The sequence below is a fragment of the Erythrobacter sp. NE805 genome (genome assembly GCF_046452355.1).
GTDB lineage: Bacteria > Pseudomonadota > Alphaproteobacteria > Sphingomonadales > Sphingomonadaceae > Erythrobacter.
The window spans coordinates 677,003-692,714 of the sequence record NZ_JBKFDI010000001.1; the positions used below are offsets into that span (position 1 = coordinate 677,003).

Annotated in this window: 16 protein-coding genes; 7 read left to right on the forward strand and 9 right to left on the reverse strand. The window is 71.2% G+C overall.

Annotated elements, in window-relative coordinates; translation table 11 throughout:
• Positions 1-13: 13 nt before the first annotated feature.
• From ACLBKU_RS03055 to ACLBKU_RS03095, 9 genes are all read right to left on the reverse strand, one after another.
• Positions 14-703: a class I SAM-dependent methyltransferase gene (locus ACLBKU_RS03055; RefSeq protein WP_410178062.1), complete on the reverse strand. Its 690-nt coding sequence runs from the start codon at positions 701-703 to the stop codon at positions 14-16.
• Positions 690-1,706: a glycosyltransferase family 2 protein gene (locus ACLBKU_RS03060; RefSeq protein WP_410178063.1), complete on the reverse strand. Its 1,017-nt coding sequence runs from the start codon at positions 1,704-1,706 to the stop codon at positions 690-692. Before ACLBKU_RS03060 ends, ACLBKU_RS03055 begins: the two co-directional genes overlap by 14 nt.
• Before the next feature lie 182 nt (positions 1,707-1,888).
• Positions 1,889-2,875 carry a Gfo/Idh/MocA family protein gene (locus ACLBKU_RS03065; RefSeq protein WP_410178064.1) on the reverse strand — a complete coding sequence of 329 codons (987 nt, stop codon included), beginning with the start codon at positions 2,873-2,875 and terminating at the stop codon, positions 1,889-1,891.
• Positions 2,872-3,849 carry an MDR/zinc-dependent alcohol dehydrogenase-like family protein gene (locus ACLBKU_RS03070; protein WP_410178065.1) on the reverse strand — a complete coding sequence of 326 codons (978 nt, stop codon included), beginning with the start codon at positions 3,847-3,849 and terminating at the stop codon, positions 2,872-2,874. The genes ACLBKU_RS03065 and ACLBKU_RS03070 overlap by 4 nt, the downstream gene beginning before the upstream one ends.
• The gene (locus ACLBKU_RS03075; protein ID WP_410178066.1) at positions 3,846-4,358 is read right to left on the reverse strand and encodes a DUF1003 domain-containing protein; all 513 of its coding nucleotides are present in this window, start codon (positions 4,356-4,358) and stop codon (positions 3,846-3,848) included. Before ACLBKU_RS03075 ends, ACLBKU_RS03070 begins: the two co-directional genes overlap by 4 nt.
• Positions 4,358-5,464, reverse strand: a complete 1,107-nt coding sequence (locus ACLBKU_RS03080) for an inositol-3-phosphate synthase (protein WP_410178067.1) — start codon at positions 5,462-5,464, stop codon at positions 4,358-4,360. Before ACLBKU_RS03080 ends, ACLBKU_RS03075 begins: the two co-directional genes overlap by 1 nt.
• Positions 5,465-5,499: 35 nt before the next feature.
• Positions 5,500-6,420, reverse strand: coding sequence for a beta-xylosidase (locus tag ACLBKU_RS03085; protein WP_410178068.1), 921 nt, complete (start codon positions 6,418-6,420; stop codon positions 5,500-5,502).
• Positions 6,417-7,226: a TIGR04290 family methyltransferase gene (locus tag ACLBKU_RS03090; RefSeq protein WP_410178069.1), complete on the reverse strand. Its 810-nt coding sequence runs from the start codon at positions 7,224-7,226 to the stop codon at positions 6,417-6,419. Before ACLBKU_RS03090 ends, ACLBKU_RS03085 begins: the two co-directional genes overlap by 4 nt.
• A gap of 2 nt (positions 7,227-7,228) precedes the next feature.
• Entirely contained in the window at positions 7,229-7,825 is a 597-nt protein-coding gene (locus ACLBKU_RS03095) for a histidine phosphatase family protein (RefSeq protein WP_410178070.1), read from the reverse strand.
• Between the two features lie 242 nt (positions 7,826-8,067).
• On the opposite strand from ACLBKU_RS03095, the gene ACLBKU_RS03100 reads away from it, so the two are divergent.
• From ACLBKU_RS03100 to ACLBKU_RS03130, 7 genes are read left to right on the forward strand one after another with little or no spacing between them, the layout of a single operon-like run.
• A complete protein-coding gene (locus ACLBKU_RS03100) occupies positions 8,068-9,183 on the forward strand; it encodes an NAD-dependent epimerase/dehydratase family protein (protein WP_410178071.1) in 1,116 nt (371 codons plus the stop codon).
• The gene (locus ACLBKU_RS03105; protein ID WP_410178072.1) at positions 9,180-10,265 is read left to right on the forward strand and encodes an SDR family NAD(P)-dependent oxidoreductase; all 1,086 of its coding nucleotides are present in this window, start codon (positions 9,180-9,182) and stop codon (positions 10,263-10,265) included. The genes ACLBKU_RS03100 and ACLBKU_RS03105 overlap by 4 nt, the downstream gene beginning before the upstream one ends.
• Positions 10,262-11,371, forward strand: coding sequence for a glycosyltransferase family 4 protein (locus tag ACLBKU_RS03110; RefSeq protein WP_410178073.1), 1,110 nt, complete (start codon positions 10,262-10,264; stop codon positions 11,369-11,371). The genes ACLBKU_RS03105 and ACLBKU_RS03110 overlap by 4 nt, the downstream gene beginning before the upstream one ends.
• On the forward strand, positions 11,368-12,483 hold the full coding sequence (locus tag ACLBKU_RS03115) for a glycosyltransferase (RefSeq protein ID WP_410178074.1): 1,116 nt from the start codon (positions 11,368-11,370) through the stop codon (positions 12,481-12,483). The genes ACLBKU_RS03110 and ACLBKU_RS03115 overlap by 4 nt, the downstream gene beginning before the upstream one ends.
• A complete protein-coding gene (locus tag ACLBKU_RS03120) occupies positions 12,480-13,571 on the forward strand; it encodes a glycosyltransferase (protein ID WP_410178075.1) in 1,092 nt (363 codons plus the stop codon). The genes ACLBKU_RS03115 and ACLBKU_RS03120 overlap by 4 nt, the downstream gene beginning before the upstream one ends.
• A complete protein-coding gene (locus ACLBKU_RS03125) occupies positions 13,568-14,653 on the forward strand; it encodes a glycosyltransferase (RefSeq protein ID WP_410178076.1) in 1,086 nt (361 codons plus the stop codon). The genes ACLBKU_RS03120 and ACLBKU_RS03125 overlap by 4 nt, the downstream gene beginning before the upstream one ends.
• Positions 14,650-15,705, forward strand: coding sequence for a UDP-glucuronic acid decarboxylase family protein (locus ACLBKU_RS03130; protein WP_410178077.1), 1,056 nt, complete (start codon positions 14,650-14,652; stop codon positions 15,703-15,705). Before ACLBKU_RS03125 ends, ACLBKU_RS03130 begins: the two co-directional genes overlap by 4 nt.
• Positions 15,706-15,712 lie beyond the last annotated feature (7 nt).

Here is a 15,712-nt window from a genome sequence, read left to right on the forward strand (position 1 = left end):
CCCCGCGCCCTCGTCAGCGCGCGACGAGGCAGTATTGCGCCCCGAGCGGCAGCCAGCCGAGCGCCCCCTCGAGCGGGCGCAGCGCGCCGAGGAACGCCGGGAAGAACAGCGTCCACTTGAGGTCGACGTCGGCAAAGCCCGCCGCGCGGAAGCGGCGCCGCATCTCGGGCGCGCTGATCAGCACCGCGTTGGCATCGAAGGGACAGGTCGCGACCGCGTGGCGGGTGAGCGGGTTCCAGGGATTATGCTCGAACAGGATGAAGCGCCCCTGCGGGCTCAGCGTCCGGCGGATTTCCGCGAGAAGACGGACGTGGTCCGCTTCCGGGATGTGGTGAAACACGCAGGCGGTGAAGACGAGGTCGAAGCTCCCGTCTGCGAAGGGCAGGGTCTGCCCGTCGTAACACACCGTCTCGAGCGGCCGGACCGCGCGCGCCGCGCAGTGGGTGAGCGAGCGCGCCGAGACGTCGAGCGCGGTGAGCTGGCCTTCGGGAAAGGCCTCCTGCAAGTGCGGCACGCAATTGCCCCGCCCCGCGCCGAAATCCATGATCCGCCGCGGCGCGATGCCCGCCGCGGCCATCACGCGCGCGGCTTCCTGCGCCTTGTAGGCGGCGAAGAAATCGGGGTCCTCGCCGCTCAGCTTCACCGAGGCGGCGTGCTGCGCGTCGTATTCGTCGACATAGGCGTCGAACTCAGCCTGCGACACGGACGGCCTCCCCGGCTTCCTCGGCCGCGTCCTCCGCATTGGCGGCGACCGGGTGGCGGCGCACCTCGGCGACGATGAACAGCGGGCGGTGCTTGCCCTCCATGTACATGCGGCCGAGATATTCGCCGAACACACCGAGCACCAGCAGCTGGACCGAGCCCATGATGAGGATCAGCGCGGCAAGGCTCGCCCAGCCCTGGACCGTGCCGCCCTGAAGCCAGACCCAGCCGATGAAGGCGAGCGAGGCGAGCCCGGCGAGACCGAACAGCATGCCCAAGTGCGAGGCGAAACGCAGCGGCACCACCGAGAAGCTCGTCACCGCGTCGATCGCCAGCGCCATCATCTTGCGCAGCGGGTAGTTGGTCTCGCCCGCGAAGCGCGGATCGCGCTCGTAGGGGAAGGGCACCTGGCTGAAGCCGATGAAGGCGACCAGCCCGCGGATGAAGCGGTAGCGCTCGGGCATGGCATTGAGCTGCTCGACGACCCGGCGGGTCATCAGGCGGAAATCGCCGGTGTCCTGCGGGATGCGGGTGTCGACCAGCTTGTCGAGCAGGCGGTAGAACAGCGCCGCGGTGCCACGCTTGAAGGCAGTCTCGCCGTGGCGCTTGACACGCTGGCCGTAGACGACGTCGTGCCCCTCGCGCAGCTTCGCGAGCATCGGCCCCAGAAGTTCGGGCGGGTCCTGGAGATCGGCGTCGAGCACGAAGACCAGCTCGCCGCGCACGTGGTGGAGGCCCGCGGTCAGCGCCAGCTGGTGGCCGTGGTTGCGCGCGAGGTTGATCGCGACGATGCGCGGATCGCGCTCGGCCGCGGCGCAGATCCTGGCCCAGCTCGCGTCCTTGGAGCCGTCGTTGACGAGGATGAACTCGTAGCGCTCGCCGAAGTTCGCGCGCGCGGCCGCGGTGACCCGCTCGATCAGCGCGTCGAGCCCGGCTTCCTCGTTGTAGACGGGGATCACCACCGACAGCGCGCAGGTGCCGGGTGCTGTTTGCGAAACCTGCAACTTTCCCAACCTCCCGATGTCTGGCGTGAGCGATCAATGAAGCGTGTCCGGCCCGGTTCCCGGGGACTCGCCGGGCGCGCAGGACGTCTCGCCCTTCCGCGTGCGAAAGGCGTGGACAGTATCGCCCCTTGGACGATCTTTGCGCGGTGCACAACCCGAACCTCGCAAGCGAGGCGCGCGGATCAGGCGCTGCGGTAGATCCGTTCGAGGAGGTCGGAGGCGGCGCCGATCTCGCGGGCCTCGGGCGCGAAGCCGCGGTCCTCGGCGAGGCGGTGAGCCCAGGCGGCGGCGGCGCGGCCGCCCCAGTCGTCGGGCGGGGCGACGAGGCGCTTGGTGGCGGTGCCGGTGAGGTGGAGCAGCTCGAGATCGTAGAAGCTCCCCGCGACGTTGCGCAGCGACGCGCCGCCCCTGGTGCCATAGAGGCTCGCCGCGATCACCGCGTCCTGCCCGGCATTGAGCCGCCACGAGCAGGCGAGCCGCACCGCCGCGCCCGTCGCCAGGCCGAACTGCGCGGCGGCATAGTCCTCGACCTCGCCCGCGTCGGGAGCAAGCGGCCGTCCGCCCGCGAATATCCGGGCCGCCACGTCGCTCACCTCGGGAAAGCCGGTCAGCCACAGCACGAGGTCTGCAAGGTGGACGCCGAGGTCGATCAGGCACCCCCCGCCCGCCTGCGCCTTGTCGTAGAACCACGGCTTGTCGGGCCCATAGGCGTTGTGGAAGGTGAGGTCGGCCGCGAAGATGTCGCCCAGCGCGCCCGACTGGACGAGCTCGAACAACGCCTGCGCGGCGGCGGTGTGGCGGTAGCAGAAGTCGACGCCGAGCAGCCGGTCGGCGGCCTCGGCGGCGGCGATCACGCGGGCGACCTCCTCCCCGCTGCGCCCCAATGGCTTCTGGCAGAACACCGCCAGCCCGCGTTCGAGCGCGGCGATCGACTGCTCGGCGTGGGAAGCGCTCGGCGTGGCGATCACCACGCCGTCGAGCCCCGCATCGAGCAGCGCCTCGAAAGAAGGCAGGATCGCGGCCTCCGGCGCGATCGCCTGCGCCTCGCGGGCGCATTCCTCGGACGGGTCGACGATCGCGGCGACGGCGATCGCGCCGGTCTCGCGCATTGCCCCCATGCGGTGGCGGCCGATCCATCCGGTGCCGAGGAACCCCACCTTCGGCGTCATGGCGCGAGCTCGATCAGCGCCTTGACGAAGCCCTCGGGCTTGTCGCGCGTGGCATCGAGCGCCTCGCCGAGCCGCTCGAGCGGATAGCGGTGGGTGTAGAGCGGCGCGGGGTCGAGCCGTCCGCTCGCGACCGCCTCGACCGCCTCGCGCACTCCGCGCAGCTGGACCTCCACGTCGCGCTCGTGGGCGTTGACGACGTCGATGCCCTTCCAGTTCCAGCCTTGCATGTTGATCTGCCGCAGGCCGTCCTGGTGGTAGCCGGCGATCACCAGCCGCCCGCCGAAGCCGACGAGTTCGCCCGCGAGGTCGAGCGGCCATTGCTTGCCGACGCATTCGATCACCCGCTCGCAGAAAGCCTCGCCGGTGATCGCCTTCACGTCCGCGATGATCCGCCAGTGATCGTCCATGCTGATCGTCTCCGCCGCGCCGTAGTGCCGCGCGAGCGCAAGGCTTTCCGGACGGCGCGAGATGGCGATGACCCTCGCCCCCGCCTCGTTCGCCAGCCGGGTGAGCACCGCGCCGAGGAAGCCGATGCCGATGATCGCGACGTGCTGGCCCGCGCGGATGTCACTGCGGCGGAAGATGTTGAAGGCGCAGCCCAGCGCCTCGCCGGGGAAGGGCAGGCCGTCGAGCTCCTTGGGGAGCCGCACCACCATCGCCGCGGGCACCACCTCGGCCTCGGCATAGGAGCGCGTGCCGAGCGCCGCCACCCGGTCGCCCTCGGCGAGCCCGGTGACGCCCGGCCCGATCGCCTCGATCCGCCCCCAGCCCTCGTGGCCGAGCTCGCCGGGCGCGGTCGGATAGGTCATCCACTCCGGGCCCTCCCAGGGCGTGAGGTTGGAAGCGCATACCCCGCAGCCCTCGAGCCGCACCCGCACTTCGCCCGCGCCGGGCTCGGGCCGCGCCGCCGCCTCGATCCGCATCCTGCCCGGTGCCGCCAGCACCGCCGCCTGCATCGTCATCGTCATCGTCATGTGCCCCTCGCCTTGTGTTGATCGATCTCGTCGAGCACCTCGCCCGCGACCACGTCCCGCTCGATCTCGGCGAGTTCCGCCCGGTCGACCGGCACCTCGAGCCGCTCGGCGATACGGTGCAGCAGTTCGGCGAGGCGGGTCAGCTCGTGCTCGGTGAGGAGCGAGATGTGGAGGTCGAGGTCCGCCCGCCGGTCGGCGAGCGCGGCCATGCGGTTCTGGCTGATGAGCACGAAGGTGGAGAGGAAGATCGCCTCGACCGACGCCGCGCTCGCGAGGATCACGAAGCTCGGGTCGAAGCGCGGACCCGGCAGCCAGCCGAGGTTGACCGCGATCCACGCGGCGACGATCGCGACATGGACCCAGACGAAGACCATCGAACCGGTGAAGGCGGTGATGACCCGCGCCAGCCGCTCGGACCATGGCGCGCGCGCATTCTCCTCGTCCTCGCGTGTCGCGAGGGCGACGATGTTCTCGCGCAGGGTGCCGCTGAGGCCGGCTCGGGCAGGCATCAGCCGGCCGCGATGAAGGCTTCGAGTGCGGCGAAGGCCTCGTCGTCGGTCATCTGCTCGGGCGGGTGCTTGCAGAAGTAGGCCGCTGCCGGGTGGATCGGCCCGGCAAGGCCGCGGTCCACGGCGAGCTTGGCGCAGCGGATCATGTCGATCGCGACCCCGGCGGAGTTCGGCGAATCCTCGACCGACAGGCGCAGCTCGAGGTTCATCGGCACCCCTCCGAACATCTCGCCCTCCATCCTCAGGAAGCACACCTTGTTGTCGTTCTGCCAGGCGACGTAGTCGGAGGGGCCGACGTGAATGTTCTCGTCGACGAGGCGGCTGGCAGCGACCGACTGCACGGCTTCGGTCTTGGAAATCTTCTTCGAGGCCAAACGCTTGCGCTCGAGCATGTTGAGGAAGTCGGTGTTGCCCCCGGTGTTCAACTGGTAGGTGCGCTTCAGCTCGACGCCGCGCTTCGCGAACAGGTCGGTGAGCACGCGGTGGACGATCGTCGCCCCGAGCTGCGCCTTGATGTCGTCGCCGATGATCGGGACCCGCGCCGCGCGGAAGCGTTCGGCCCAGGCGGGGTCGCTGGCGATGAAGACGGGGATGGCGTTGACGAAGGCGACCCCGGCCTCGAGGGCGCATTCGGCGTAGAACTCGCTGGCCTTCTGCGAGCCGACGGGCAGGTAGTTCATCAGCACCTCGGCGCCGGTGTCGCGCAGGGTGGCGACGATCCTGTCGCGATCGGGTTCGGGGGCGGTCGAGGGGGCGAAGGTGCGATCTTCGGGAAAGTCGCGCATGTGCGCGGCGATACCGTCGAGCTTGCGCCCCATCTGGACGATTGCTCCCGTATTTTCAACGGTTTGGCAGAAGCGCGCGGTGCAGTTCGGAGGTGCGAAGATCGCCTCGGCGACATCCCGCCCGACCTTGCGGCGGTCGATGTCCCAAGCGGCCACCACACGGATGTCGCCGGGCTCGTAGCCCCCCAGCGAGCGGTGCATCAGCCCGGTCGTGTCGTTCGCCCCGCCGCGGTAATGCGCGATGCCCTGCACCAGCGAGCTTGCGCAATTGCCGACGCCGACGAGGGCGACATTGATGCCTTGCGAGGGGGGGCTGAGCATGGGTTGGTCCTTGGTCGAGGGGGTCTGAAGGGGGTCTAGGCCCGGGCAAGCAGGGGCTGCGCGGCGGCCGGCGCGTAGCGTTCGGTCATCTCGGCGCAGAAATCGGCGAAGGCCTGCGGATCGCGCGCGCAGCTCGTGTGATGCGCCTCGACCCCGAGGTGCTCGGGGGTGAAGCAATAGGTCACCATCACCTCGAAATCGGCGAGGGCTTCCATCTGGCGGTCGAACCAGTCGAGCGCGCCCTCGCGGAAGCGGTCGGCCCAGCTGAGGCCGGTGCGGATCTTCCTGACCCCCAGCTCGCGCATCCAGCGCACCGCGTCGTCGAGGCGCGGGTCGTGGAAGTGGAACCATTGCATGATGCCCATCTCGCCGGCCACCCGCCGGTAGGACTCCAGCGCAGGCTTGGGAGAGCCGTCCGCGCGGATCAGGCCCATGTAGAAGTGGCGGTAATAGCTCGATCCCTCCGCCTCGCGGTGGCGGGTCTCGGCGCCCCACTCCTGCGGCAGGTCGAAGAGCGAGTACCAGTAGACGTTGGGCACGCGGCCCAACAGCAGCTCGGCGGTGCGCTCCAGCCCGAAGACCTGCACTTCCTCCGCCCCGAAGCTGCCGACGCCCACTTCGGTCGCCCAGATCGGCTTGTCGGGCACCACCGCCTCGATTTCGGCGATCTTGCCCGGCCAGGCATTGATCGGCCACAGGTTCCAATCGAGCGGGAAGCCGTGGACCGCGACCACGTCCACCTCCTCCAGCGCGCCGTGGCCGCGCATTCGCTCCACCCAGTGCGGGTCGATCGGGCTCATCCCGCCGAGCACGCGCGTCACCTCCGGGTTGATCGCGGCGATCGAGCGACCGGCACGGATCACCGTGTCGGCATAGATCGCCCAGTCGGGGTCGAGCTCGGGGTTCCAGTGCGACTTGTTGTTGGGCTCGTTCCAGATCATCGCGGCTTCGATCACGCGCGCTCTCCTCTTGCGGGATAGACCGCCGCGGGACCCAGCGCGGCATAGGGGACGGAGGCGACGCGGCAGAGGTAGACCTCGGCCTCGATCTGCGCCTCGATCGCGAAGCCCGCCGCGCGCAGCATCGCCTGCGAGCAGGCCGCGTTGGGCGCCCACCAGTTGCTCCAGTCATGCGCATATTCGCGCTCGATGAAGTGCAGCTTCGGGTAGCCGGGCTCGTCGAAATACTCGGGCGGGTCGAAGGTGCCGGGCTTGTGGAAGGGGTGGTCCGCCGGGACCTCGGCGACCGTCTCGCTGCCCCGCTGCATTGTCTGGAACAGCATGAGGTCGCCCGCCACGTGCTCGCGGATCAGGTCCAGCGCGAGCAGCGGGTGGCGCAGGTGGTAGAGCACCCCCATGAAGATCACGAGATCGAACGTCTCGCCCAGCCGCGCCACGTCGTAGACGTCGAGCCGGCGGAACTCGAGGTGCCCGAAGCCCAGCGCCCCGCTCGCCAGCTCCGCCTGCGCCAGATAGCGGGGGTCGCTGTCGATCCCCAGCACCCGCGCCGCGCCGCGCTTGGCCATCTCGATCGCGTAGAAGCCCGCGTTGCAGCCGATGTCGAGCACCGACTTGCCGGTGAGGTCAGCCGGCAACGTGTCCATGAAGCGGCGGTATTTGAAGGCCGGATAGTCGCCGAGGAAGTGGTCGGGCGCGGTGGTCAGCCCCTCCCCGAGGTCGATGTTCTGGAACCAGGGCGCGAGAGCCTCGACCTGCTCACGCAGGTCGCCGGCGGCGCGCTCGCGGGGCGGGGCCTCGGCCATCCTCACGCGCTCCGCTCGTTGAGCGTCACGAGCCGCTCGCCCCACTCGCCCGCCTCGATGCGCGTCACCGAAGCGGGGTCGATGGTGAGCGCGAGAATGCGCGAGAGCGAGAGGCCGATGATGCCCGCGACGCACGCCCGGATCACGTCGGCGTGGCTGACCATCGCCACGACGCTGCCCGCCGCGCTGCGGGCGACCTCGCGCAGGTGGGCGAGGACCCGCGCCTGCACCGCGCCGATGGTCTCGCCGCCCGGCGGGCAGGCGTCCGCGCGCTCGCTGTTCCAGGCCTGCCAGCCCGGATCGGGGGCGAGGTCGGCGAATGACCGGCCGGTCCATTCGCCGAAGTCGACCTCCTCGAGCGGCGACGCGACGAGCGGCGCGAGACCGGCCGCCTCGCCGATCGCGGCGGCGGTCTCTCGCGCGCGGCGGACGGGGCTGGTCTGCAGCGCGTCGAGGCGCCCCGCGGCGAGCCTCGCGGCAAGCGCGCCGACCTCGCTGCGCCCTGCCTCGGACAGCGGCAGGTCGCCGCCCCGGCCGGTCAGCACCCGGCCGATGTCGCGGGTGGTGCCGTGGCGGACAAGAAGGATGGTGGCGGTCATGAGGCTCCGGGAAATCGAAAGGAGGTAAGTAGAAGCCGAGGGGAAAGATGCCCTCAAGCAGCCATGTTCCTGCCTTGGTTTATGGCCGATCGGTTCAGCCGATGATCTTGGCCGTTCATCGCGATTCCGCAGTCAAACGACTGGTTCTGAACTTAAATTAACATCACCTACTATGATGCTCTTCGGGGCATTCGGACTAGGAACTTACAAGAACAAGAACCCGCCCGTTCAGGAGGCGCAATTTGTCTGGTAAGGTCCTCATCACCGGCGGTGCCGGGTTCATCGGGCGTCATCTTTCTCGCGAACTGCTGGAGCGCGGCTATGCGGTCCGCGTGCTCGACGCGCTGATCGAGCAGGTTCATCCCGACGGCGAGCCTCCCGCCGATCTCGAGGGCGATGTCGAGCTTATCCGCGGCGACGTGCGCGACGGGGACGCGGTCGCGATGGCGCTGAAGGGCATGGACCATGTCGTCCACCTCGCGGCCGAGGTCGGGGTCGGCCAGTCGATGTACGAGGTCGAGCGCTACACCTCGACCAACGACACCGGCACCGCGGTGCTGATGGAGCGGCTGATCGACCATCCGGTAAGGCGCATCGTCACCGCCTCCTCGATGAGCATCTATGGCGAAGGCCTTTACTGCGACGCGGAGGGCGCGCTGGTCGAGGATGCGGCGCGCGGGGCGCTGCGTGACGGGCAGGGAAGCTGGGACCCGGTCGATGGGCAAGGCCGCCCGCTCACCCCCGTCGCCACGCCCGAGTGGAAGCGCCCCAACCTCGCCTCGGTCTATGCGCTCAACAAGTACGTGCAGGAGCGCATGACCCACATCATGGCGGCGCCCTACGGGATCGAGAGCACGTGCCTCCGCCTGTTCAACGTCTACGGGCCCGGCCAGGCGCTCTCCAATCCCTATACCGGGGTGCTCGCGATCTTCGCCGCGCGGCTGATGAACGGGCAGGCGCCGATGATCTTCGAGGACGGCGAGCAGCGCCGCGACTTCGTCCACGTGAGCGACGTCGCGCGCGCCTTCGCCGAGGCGCTGGAGCACCCGGCCGCACCGGGGGGCACCTTCAACATCGGCTCGGGCGATGACCGCTCGGTGAAGGAAGTTGCCGAGGCGCTCGCCCGCGCGATGGGGAAGAACGCCATCGAGGCCGAGATCGTCGGCAAGGCGCGCACCGGGGACATCCGCCACTGCTACTGCGACGTCACCGAGGCGCGCGAGACCTTCGGCTTCACGGCGCGGCAGGACTTTTCCGAGGGCCTCGCCAACCTCGCCGAGTGGCTCGCCGGCCAGACCGCCGAGGATCGCGCCGCGCGCGCCCGCGAGGAACTGGAAGCGCGGGGGCTGGTCGCATGATCCCGCGCGAGGGCGACACGATCCTCGTCACCGGGGGCGCGGGCTTCATCGGCTCGAACCTCGCGATGCGGCTGCTCGAGCGCGGCTGCCGGGTGCGGGTGCTGGATTCGCTCGAGCGCCCCGGAGTCGAGCGCAATCTCGAATGGCTGGTCGCGGCCCACGGCGACCGGGTCGAGCCGCTGATCGCCGACCTCACCGACCCCCAGGCGGTGACGCGCGCGGTCGCGGGGGTGGATGCCGCCTTCCACTTCGCAGCGCAGGTCGCGGTGACGACGAGCCTCGCCGACCCGCGGCTCGACTTCGCGGTCAACCTCGCGGGCACCTTCGCGCTCCTCGAGGCGCTGCGCCGCGACCGGCCGGGGGCGCCGCTGATCTTCGCCTCGACCAACAAGGTCTACGGCGACCTCGCCGACCTCGCCTTCCGCGACGACGGTGCGGGCTACGTCCCCTCCGACCGCGCCCTTGCAGCGCACGGGGTCGCAGAGAACCGGGCACTCGACTTTCACACCCCCTACGGTTGCTCGAAGGGCGCGGCGGACCAGTATGTGCTCGAATATGCCCGCAGCTTCGGCCTGCGCGCCGCGGTGCTGCGGATGAGCTGCATCTACGGCGAGCGCCAGATGGGCACCGAGGACCAGGGCTGGGTCGCGCATTTCCTGATCCGCGCGCTCGCGGGCGAGACGATCACGCTCTACGGCGACGGGCGGCAGGTGCGCGACATCTGCGACGTGGCGGACACCTGCGCGGCCTATCTCGCCGCGCTGGAGCGGATCGAGGCCGTCGCGGGCCGCGCCTTCAACTGGGGCGGGGGGCCGGCCAATGCGGTGAGCCTCCTCACCCTCATCGACGAGATCGGGCGGATCACCGGCGCCGCGCCGCGGGTCGCGTTCTCGGACTGGCGCGCGGGCGACCAGCGGTGGTTCGTCGCCGACACCCGCGCCGCCGACGCCGCACTCGGGCTCCCCCCACGCAAGGCATGGCGCGAGGGGGTGCGCGACCTTGCCGCCTGGCTCGCGGGCAGCCGCCCGGCCCCCGCCGCGAGCGCGCCCACGCCCGCCCTCGCCCCCGAGCGCGTCGGATGAGCACCCCCACCCCCGGCCACGTGCTGATGACCACCGACGCGGTCGGCGGGGTGTGGCACTATGCCTGCGACCTCGCCGCCGAACTCGCGCGCGCGGGCACGCGGGTCACCCTCGCGGTGCTCGGCCCCGCCCCGGGCGCGGCGCAGCGCGGCTGCCTTCACGATGCCGCGGAGATCACGCTGGTCGAGACCGGCCTGCCGCTCGACTGGCTGTGCGCCGACGCCCCCGCCGCCGCCGCCAGCGCGCAGGTGCTCGCCGAGATCGCGCGGGCCTGCGGGGCCGAGCTCGTGCACTGCAACTCCCCCGCACTCGCGGGCGCGGCGCGCTTCCCGGTGCCGGTGGTCGCGGTCGCGCACGGCTGCATCGCGACCTGGTGGGAGGCGGCGAAGCCCGGCGCTCCGCTCGATCCCGCGCTGCGCTGGCACGCCGAGATGATGCGCCGCGGCCTTCTCGCCGCCGATGCGGTGGTCGCGCCGAGCGTCAGCTTCGCCGCGACGCTCCAGGCGACCTACCGCCTGCCGCGCCTGCCGCTGGTCGTCCACAACGGCCGCCCGCCCGCCGCGCCCGACCTCGGCGCCCAGCGCCTCAACGCCGCGCTCTGCGCCGGGCGGATGTGGGACCCGGTCAAGAACGCCGCAGTGCTCGATGCCGCGGCAAGCCTCACCGACATCACCGTCCTCGCCGCCGGACCGACCCGCGGCCCCAACGGCGAGGAGGCGCGCTTCGCCCACGCCGTCGCGCTCGGAGAGCTCCCCGGCCCCGACCTCGCCGACCTCCTCGCGCTGCAACCGATTGTCGTCTCGCCCGCGACCTTCGAGCCCTTCGGCCTCGCCGTGCTCGAGGCGGCCGCGGCGGGCTGTGCGCTGATCCTCTCCGACATCGCGACGTTCCGCGAGCTGTGGGACGGGGCTGCGGTCTTCGTCGACCCCGCCGACCCCGCCGCCCTCGCCGCCGCCATCGCCGAGGTCCACGCCGACCCCGACCGGCGCGAGGCGCTCGGCGCGGCCGCCCGCGCGCGCTCGGCCCGCTTCACCCCCGCCGCCACCGCTGAGGGCATGGCCGCGATCTACCGCAGCCTCGTCACCCGCAAGGAGGTCGCCGCATGAGGATCGCCTATTTCACCCACTCGCTGACCTCGTGCTGGAACCACGGCAATGCGCACTTCCTGCGCGGGGTGCTCGATGCGCTGATCGCGCGCGGCCACGAGGCCCGCGCCTACGAGCCCGAGGGGGCGTGGAGCCGCGAGAACCTCGTCGCCGACCACGGCCTCGCGGGCCTTGCCGCCTTCGAGCAGGCCTACCCGCGCCTCATCTCCACCATCTACCCCGCCGACGCCGACCCCGAGGCGCTGGTCGAGGGCGCGGACCTTGTCATCGTCCACGAGTGGAACGCGCCCGAACTGGTCGCCCGGCTCGGCACCCTCAGGAAGCGCGGCGCGCGCTTCACGCTGCTGTTCCATGACACCCACCACCGCGCCGTCAGCGAGCCCGCAGCGATGCGCGCCTACGACCTGTCCGGCTACGACGGCGTGCTCGCCTTCGGGGAGACGCTCGCCGAGGTCTATCGCGGCTGGGGCTGGGGCAACCGCGTCCACGTCTGGCACGAGGCCGCCGACATCACCCGCTTCCACCCGCCCGAGCACGAGGACGAGCGCGAGGGCCTGGTCTGGATCGGCAACTGGGGCGACGGGGAGCGCTCGGAGGAGATCGAGGAGTTCCTCCTGCGCCCGGCGCGCGCCACCGGCCTGCCGCTCGACATCTACGGGGTGCGCTACCCCAAGCCCGCGCTCGCCGCCCTCAAGCGCTACGGCGCGCGCTTTCGCGGCTGGGCGCCCAATGCGCTCGCCCCGGGCATCTTCGCCCGCCACCTCGCGACCGTCCACGTGCCGCGCCGCTTCTATGTCGAGGCGCTGCCCGGCATCCCGACGATCCGGGTCTTCGAGGCGCTCGCCTGCGGCATCCCGCTGGTCTCGGCCTATTGGGACGATGCCGAGGGGCTGTTCCGCCCGGGCACCGACTACCTCGTCGCCCACGACGGCGCGGAGATGACCGCCTGCCTCGCCGACCTCGCCGCCGACCCGCAGATGCGCGCCGAGCTGGTCGCGAACGGCCTCGCCATGATCCGCCGCCGCCACACCTGCGACCACCGCGCGGCCGAGTTGCTCGCGCTGGTCGGGGCGCCCGCACCCGCACCCGCCGCCACCGAGGAGCCCGCATGAACATCGCCTTCTACGGATCGAGCCTCTTGTCCTCCTACTGGAACGGGGCGGCGACCTATTACCGCGGCATCCTCAAGGCGCTCGCCGAGCGGGGGCACTGCATCACTTTCTACGAGCCCGACGCCTTCGACCGCCAGCAGCACCGCGACATCGAGCCGCCGGAATGGGCCCGCGTCGTCGTCTATCCGGCCACGCCCGAGGGCCTCGCCGGGGTGCTCGCCGAGGCGGGCGAGGCCGATGTGGTGGTCAAGGCGAACGGTGTCGGCGTCTATGACCGCGAGCTGCTCGAAGGGGTGATCGCGAGAGCCGCGCCGCACGCGCTGAAAATCTTCTGGGACGTCGACGCCGCCGCGACCCTCGACGAGATGCGGGGCGACGAGGCCCACCCCGTCCGCCGCGCGCTCCCCCACCTCGACATGGTCTTCACCTATGGCGGAGGGCCGCCGGTGGTCGAAGCCTATCGCGGCTTCGGCGCGCGCGATTGCGTGCCCATCTACAACGCACTCGATCCCGCGACCCACCACCCTGTCGCCCCCGATCCGCGCTTTGCCAGCGACCTCGCCTTCCTCGCCAACCGCCTCCCCGACCGCGAGGCGCGCGTCGAGGAATTCTTCCTCAAGCCCGCTGCGTCCCTCCCCGAAAGGCGCTTCCTGATCGGCGGCAACGGGTGGGCGGACAAGCCGATGCCCGGCAACGTGACCGCGATCGGCCATGTCGGGACGGGCGCGCACAACGCCTTCAACGGCTCGCCGCTCGCGGTGCTCAACGTCGCGCGGGATTCGATGGCCGAGGTCGGCTTCTCGCCCGCCACCCGCGTCTTCGAGGCGGCGGGCGCGGCTGCGTGCCTCATCACCGACGCCTGGGAGGGAATCGAGCTGTTCCTCGCCCCTGACGAGGAAGTGCTGCTCGCCCGTGACGGGCAGGACGTCGCCGAGCACCTCGCGAGCCTCACCCCCGATCGCGCCGGCGCCATCGGCCGCGCCGCGCTGGAACGGGTGCAGCGCGAGCACACCTATGACCTGCGGGGCGCGATCGTCGACCGCGAGCTGCGCCGCCTTGCCGCGGGGGTGCGCGAGGTGGCGGCATGAAGCTCGTCGTCCTCGGCCTGTCGCTCTCCTCCTCCTGGGGGAACGGCCACGCGACCACCTTCCGCGCGCTGCTCTCGGCCTTCGCCGCGCGCGGCCACGAGGTGCTGTTCCTCGAACGCGACGTGCCCTGGTATGCTGAGCACCGCGACCTGCCCGATCCCGAATTCTGCGAGCTTGCCTACTACGACGACCTCGCAGGGCTCGAGGCCTTCCGCGAACTCATCGCCGCAGCCGACGCGGTGATGGTCGGCTCCTACGTGCCCGAAGGCACTGCGGTCGGCGCCTTCGTGCAGGGATGCTCGCGCGGGATCACCTGCTTCTACGACATCGACACGCCGGTGACCCTCGCGGCGCTCGACCGGGGCGCGTGCGAGTATCTCTCGCGCGAGGTGCTCGGCGGCTACGACATCTACTTCTCCTTCACCGGCGGCGAGACCCTGGCGCGGCTGGAGCGCGACTACGGCGCGAGGTCCGCCCGCGCGCTCTACTGCTCGGTCGACACTGCGCGCTACCGGCCGCTGGACGTGCCGACGCGCTGGGACCTCTCCTATCTCGGCACCTACAGCCCCGACCGCCAGCCGACGCTCGAGCGGCTGCTGATCGAACCCGCGCGCCGGCGCCCCGACCTGCGGTTCGCGGTCGCCGGGCCGCAATACCCCGAGGACATCGCCTGGCCGGCGAACGTCACCCGCATCGAGCACCTCCCGCCCGCCGAGCACGCCGCCTTCTACTGCGCCTCGCGCTTCACGCTCAACGTCACCCGCGCCGACATGATCGCCGCCGGGTGGTCGCCCTCGGTGCGGCTGTTCGAGGCGGGGGCCTGCGGGACGCCGATCATCTCCGACCGCTGGCGCGGCCTCGACGAGCTTTTCGCGCCCGGCGAGGCGATCATCCTTGCGGACGGTGCCGAGGACGTGATCGCCGCGCTCGACCGCCCCGCCCGCGCGATCGGCGCGGCGGCGCGCGCCGCGGTCCTCGCCGGCCACACCGCCCAGCAACGTGCCGCGCAGTTCGAGGCCGACCTCCTCGCGGCGATCCATACCCACCAGAACAGAACCCCCAGCAGGAGAGAGATGGCATGACAAGCGAAACGAGGGGCGAACCGAGGGGCAGGAAAATCGGCTGGACGCTCGTCGCCGGCGGTGCGGGGTTCATCGGGTCGCACCTGTGCCGCACCCTGCTCGAGCGCGGCGAGCGCGTGCTGTGCCTCGACAACCTCCAGACCGCGCGCGCCTCGAACCTCGACCTCCTCGAGAGCCATGCTGGCTTCCACTTCGTGCGCGGCGACATCACCCTGCCGCTCCCGCCCGAGGTGACCGGCAAGACCGCCGCGATCCGGCGCATCTACAACCTCGCCTGCGCCGCTTCGCCGGGCCTCTACCAGGCCGATCCCGAGCACACGATGATGACCAACGTGGTCGGCACCGACCGGCTGCTGCGCCTCGCCGAGCAATCGGGGGCGCGTTTCCTCCTGACCTCGACGAGCGAGGTCTACGGCGATCCCGACGTCCATCCGCAGCCCGAGAATTACCGCGGGAATGTCAGCTGCACCGGCCCGCGCGCCTGCTACGACGAGGGCAAGCGCGCCGCCGAGACGCTCGCCTTCGACTTCGCGCGGATGGGCCGCGCGGACGTGCGCGTCGCGCGGATCTTCAACACCTACGGGCCCCAGATGCGCATCGACGACGGGCGGGTGGTGTCGAATTTCATCGGCCAGGTCCTCGCGGGCGAGCCGCTGACGATCTACGGCGACGGCAGCCAGACGCGCAGCTTCTGCTATGTCGAGGACACGGTCGACGCGCTGATCCGGCTGATGGAGGCGGACCTGCCGGAGGAGACGCCGGTCAACATCGGCAACCAGCACGAGCTGACCATCGCCGAGCTGGTCGAGGCGCTCGGCACCGTGACGGGCCAGCCGGTCGAGGTAGTCCACCGCGCCCTGCCCACCGACGACCCGACCCGCCGCCGCCCCGACATCGGCCGCGCCCGCGCCTTCCTCGGCTGGGAACCGACGACGCCGCTGCTCGCCGGCCTGCGCAAGACCTACGCGTGGTTCGCCAGCGAACACGCCGCCCGCCCGCGCACGCCCCTTGTTGCAGCCGCGCGGCACGAGCCGGCACGGTCGCGGCTGTGACAGCTTC

Excerpts from the sequence above, each read along its gene's own strand:
- ACLBKU_RS03105 (WP_410178072.1), top strand. The coding sequence starts at position 9,180 with ATGATCCCGCGCGAGGGCGACACGATCCTCGTCACCGGGGGCGCGGGC.
- ACLBKU_RS03070 (WP_410178065.1), bottom strand. The coding sequence starts at position 3,849 with ATGACGATGACGATGACGATGCAGGCGGCGGTGCTGGCGGCACCGGGC.
- ACLBKU_RS03075 (WP_410178066.1), bottom strand. The coding sequence starts at position 4,358 with ATGCCTGCCCGAGCCGGCCTCAGCGGCACCCTGCGCGAGAACATCGTC.
- ACLBKU_RS03120 (WP_410178075.1), top strand. The coding sequence starts at position 12,480 with ATGAACATCGCCTTCTACGGATCGAGCCTCTTGTCCTCCTACTGGAAC.
- ACLBKU_RS03110 (WP_410178073.1), top strand. The coding sequence starts at position 10,262 with ATGAGCACCCCCACCCCCGGCCACGTGCTGATGACCACCGACGCGGTC.
- ACLBKU_RS03115 (WP_410178074.1), top strand. The coding sequence starts at position 11,368 with ATGAGGATCGCCTATTTCACCCACTCGCTGACCTCGTGCTGGAACCAC.
- ACLBKU_RS03095 (WP_410178070.1), bottom strand. The coding sequence starts at position 7,825 with ATGACCGCCACCATCCTTCTTGTCCGCCACGGCACCACCCGCGACATC.
- ACLBKU_RS03065 (WP_410178064.1), bottom strand. The coding sequence starts at position 2,875 with ATGACGCCGAAGGTGGGGTTCCTCGGCACCGGATGGATCGGCCGCCAC.
- ACLBKU_RS03125 (WP_410178076.1), top strand. The coding sequence starts at position 13,568 with ATGAAGCTCGTCGTCCTCGGCCTGTCGCTCTCCTCCTCCTGGGGGAAC.
- ACLBKU_RS03080 (WP_410178067.1), bottom strand. The coding sequence starts at position 5,464 with ATGCTCAGCCCCCCCTCGCAAGGCATCAATGTCGCCCTCGTCGGCGTC.
- ACLBKU_RS03130 (WP_410178077.1), top strand. The coding sequence starts at position 14,650 with ATGACAAGCGAAACGAGGGGCGAACCGAGGGGCAGGAAAATCGGCTGG.
- ACLBKU_RS03090 (WP_410178069.1), bottom strand. The coding sequence starts at position 7,226 with ATGGCCGAGGCCCCGCCCCGCGAGCGCGCCGCCGGCGACCTGCGTGAG.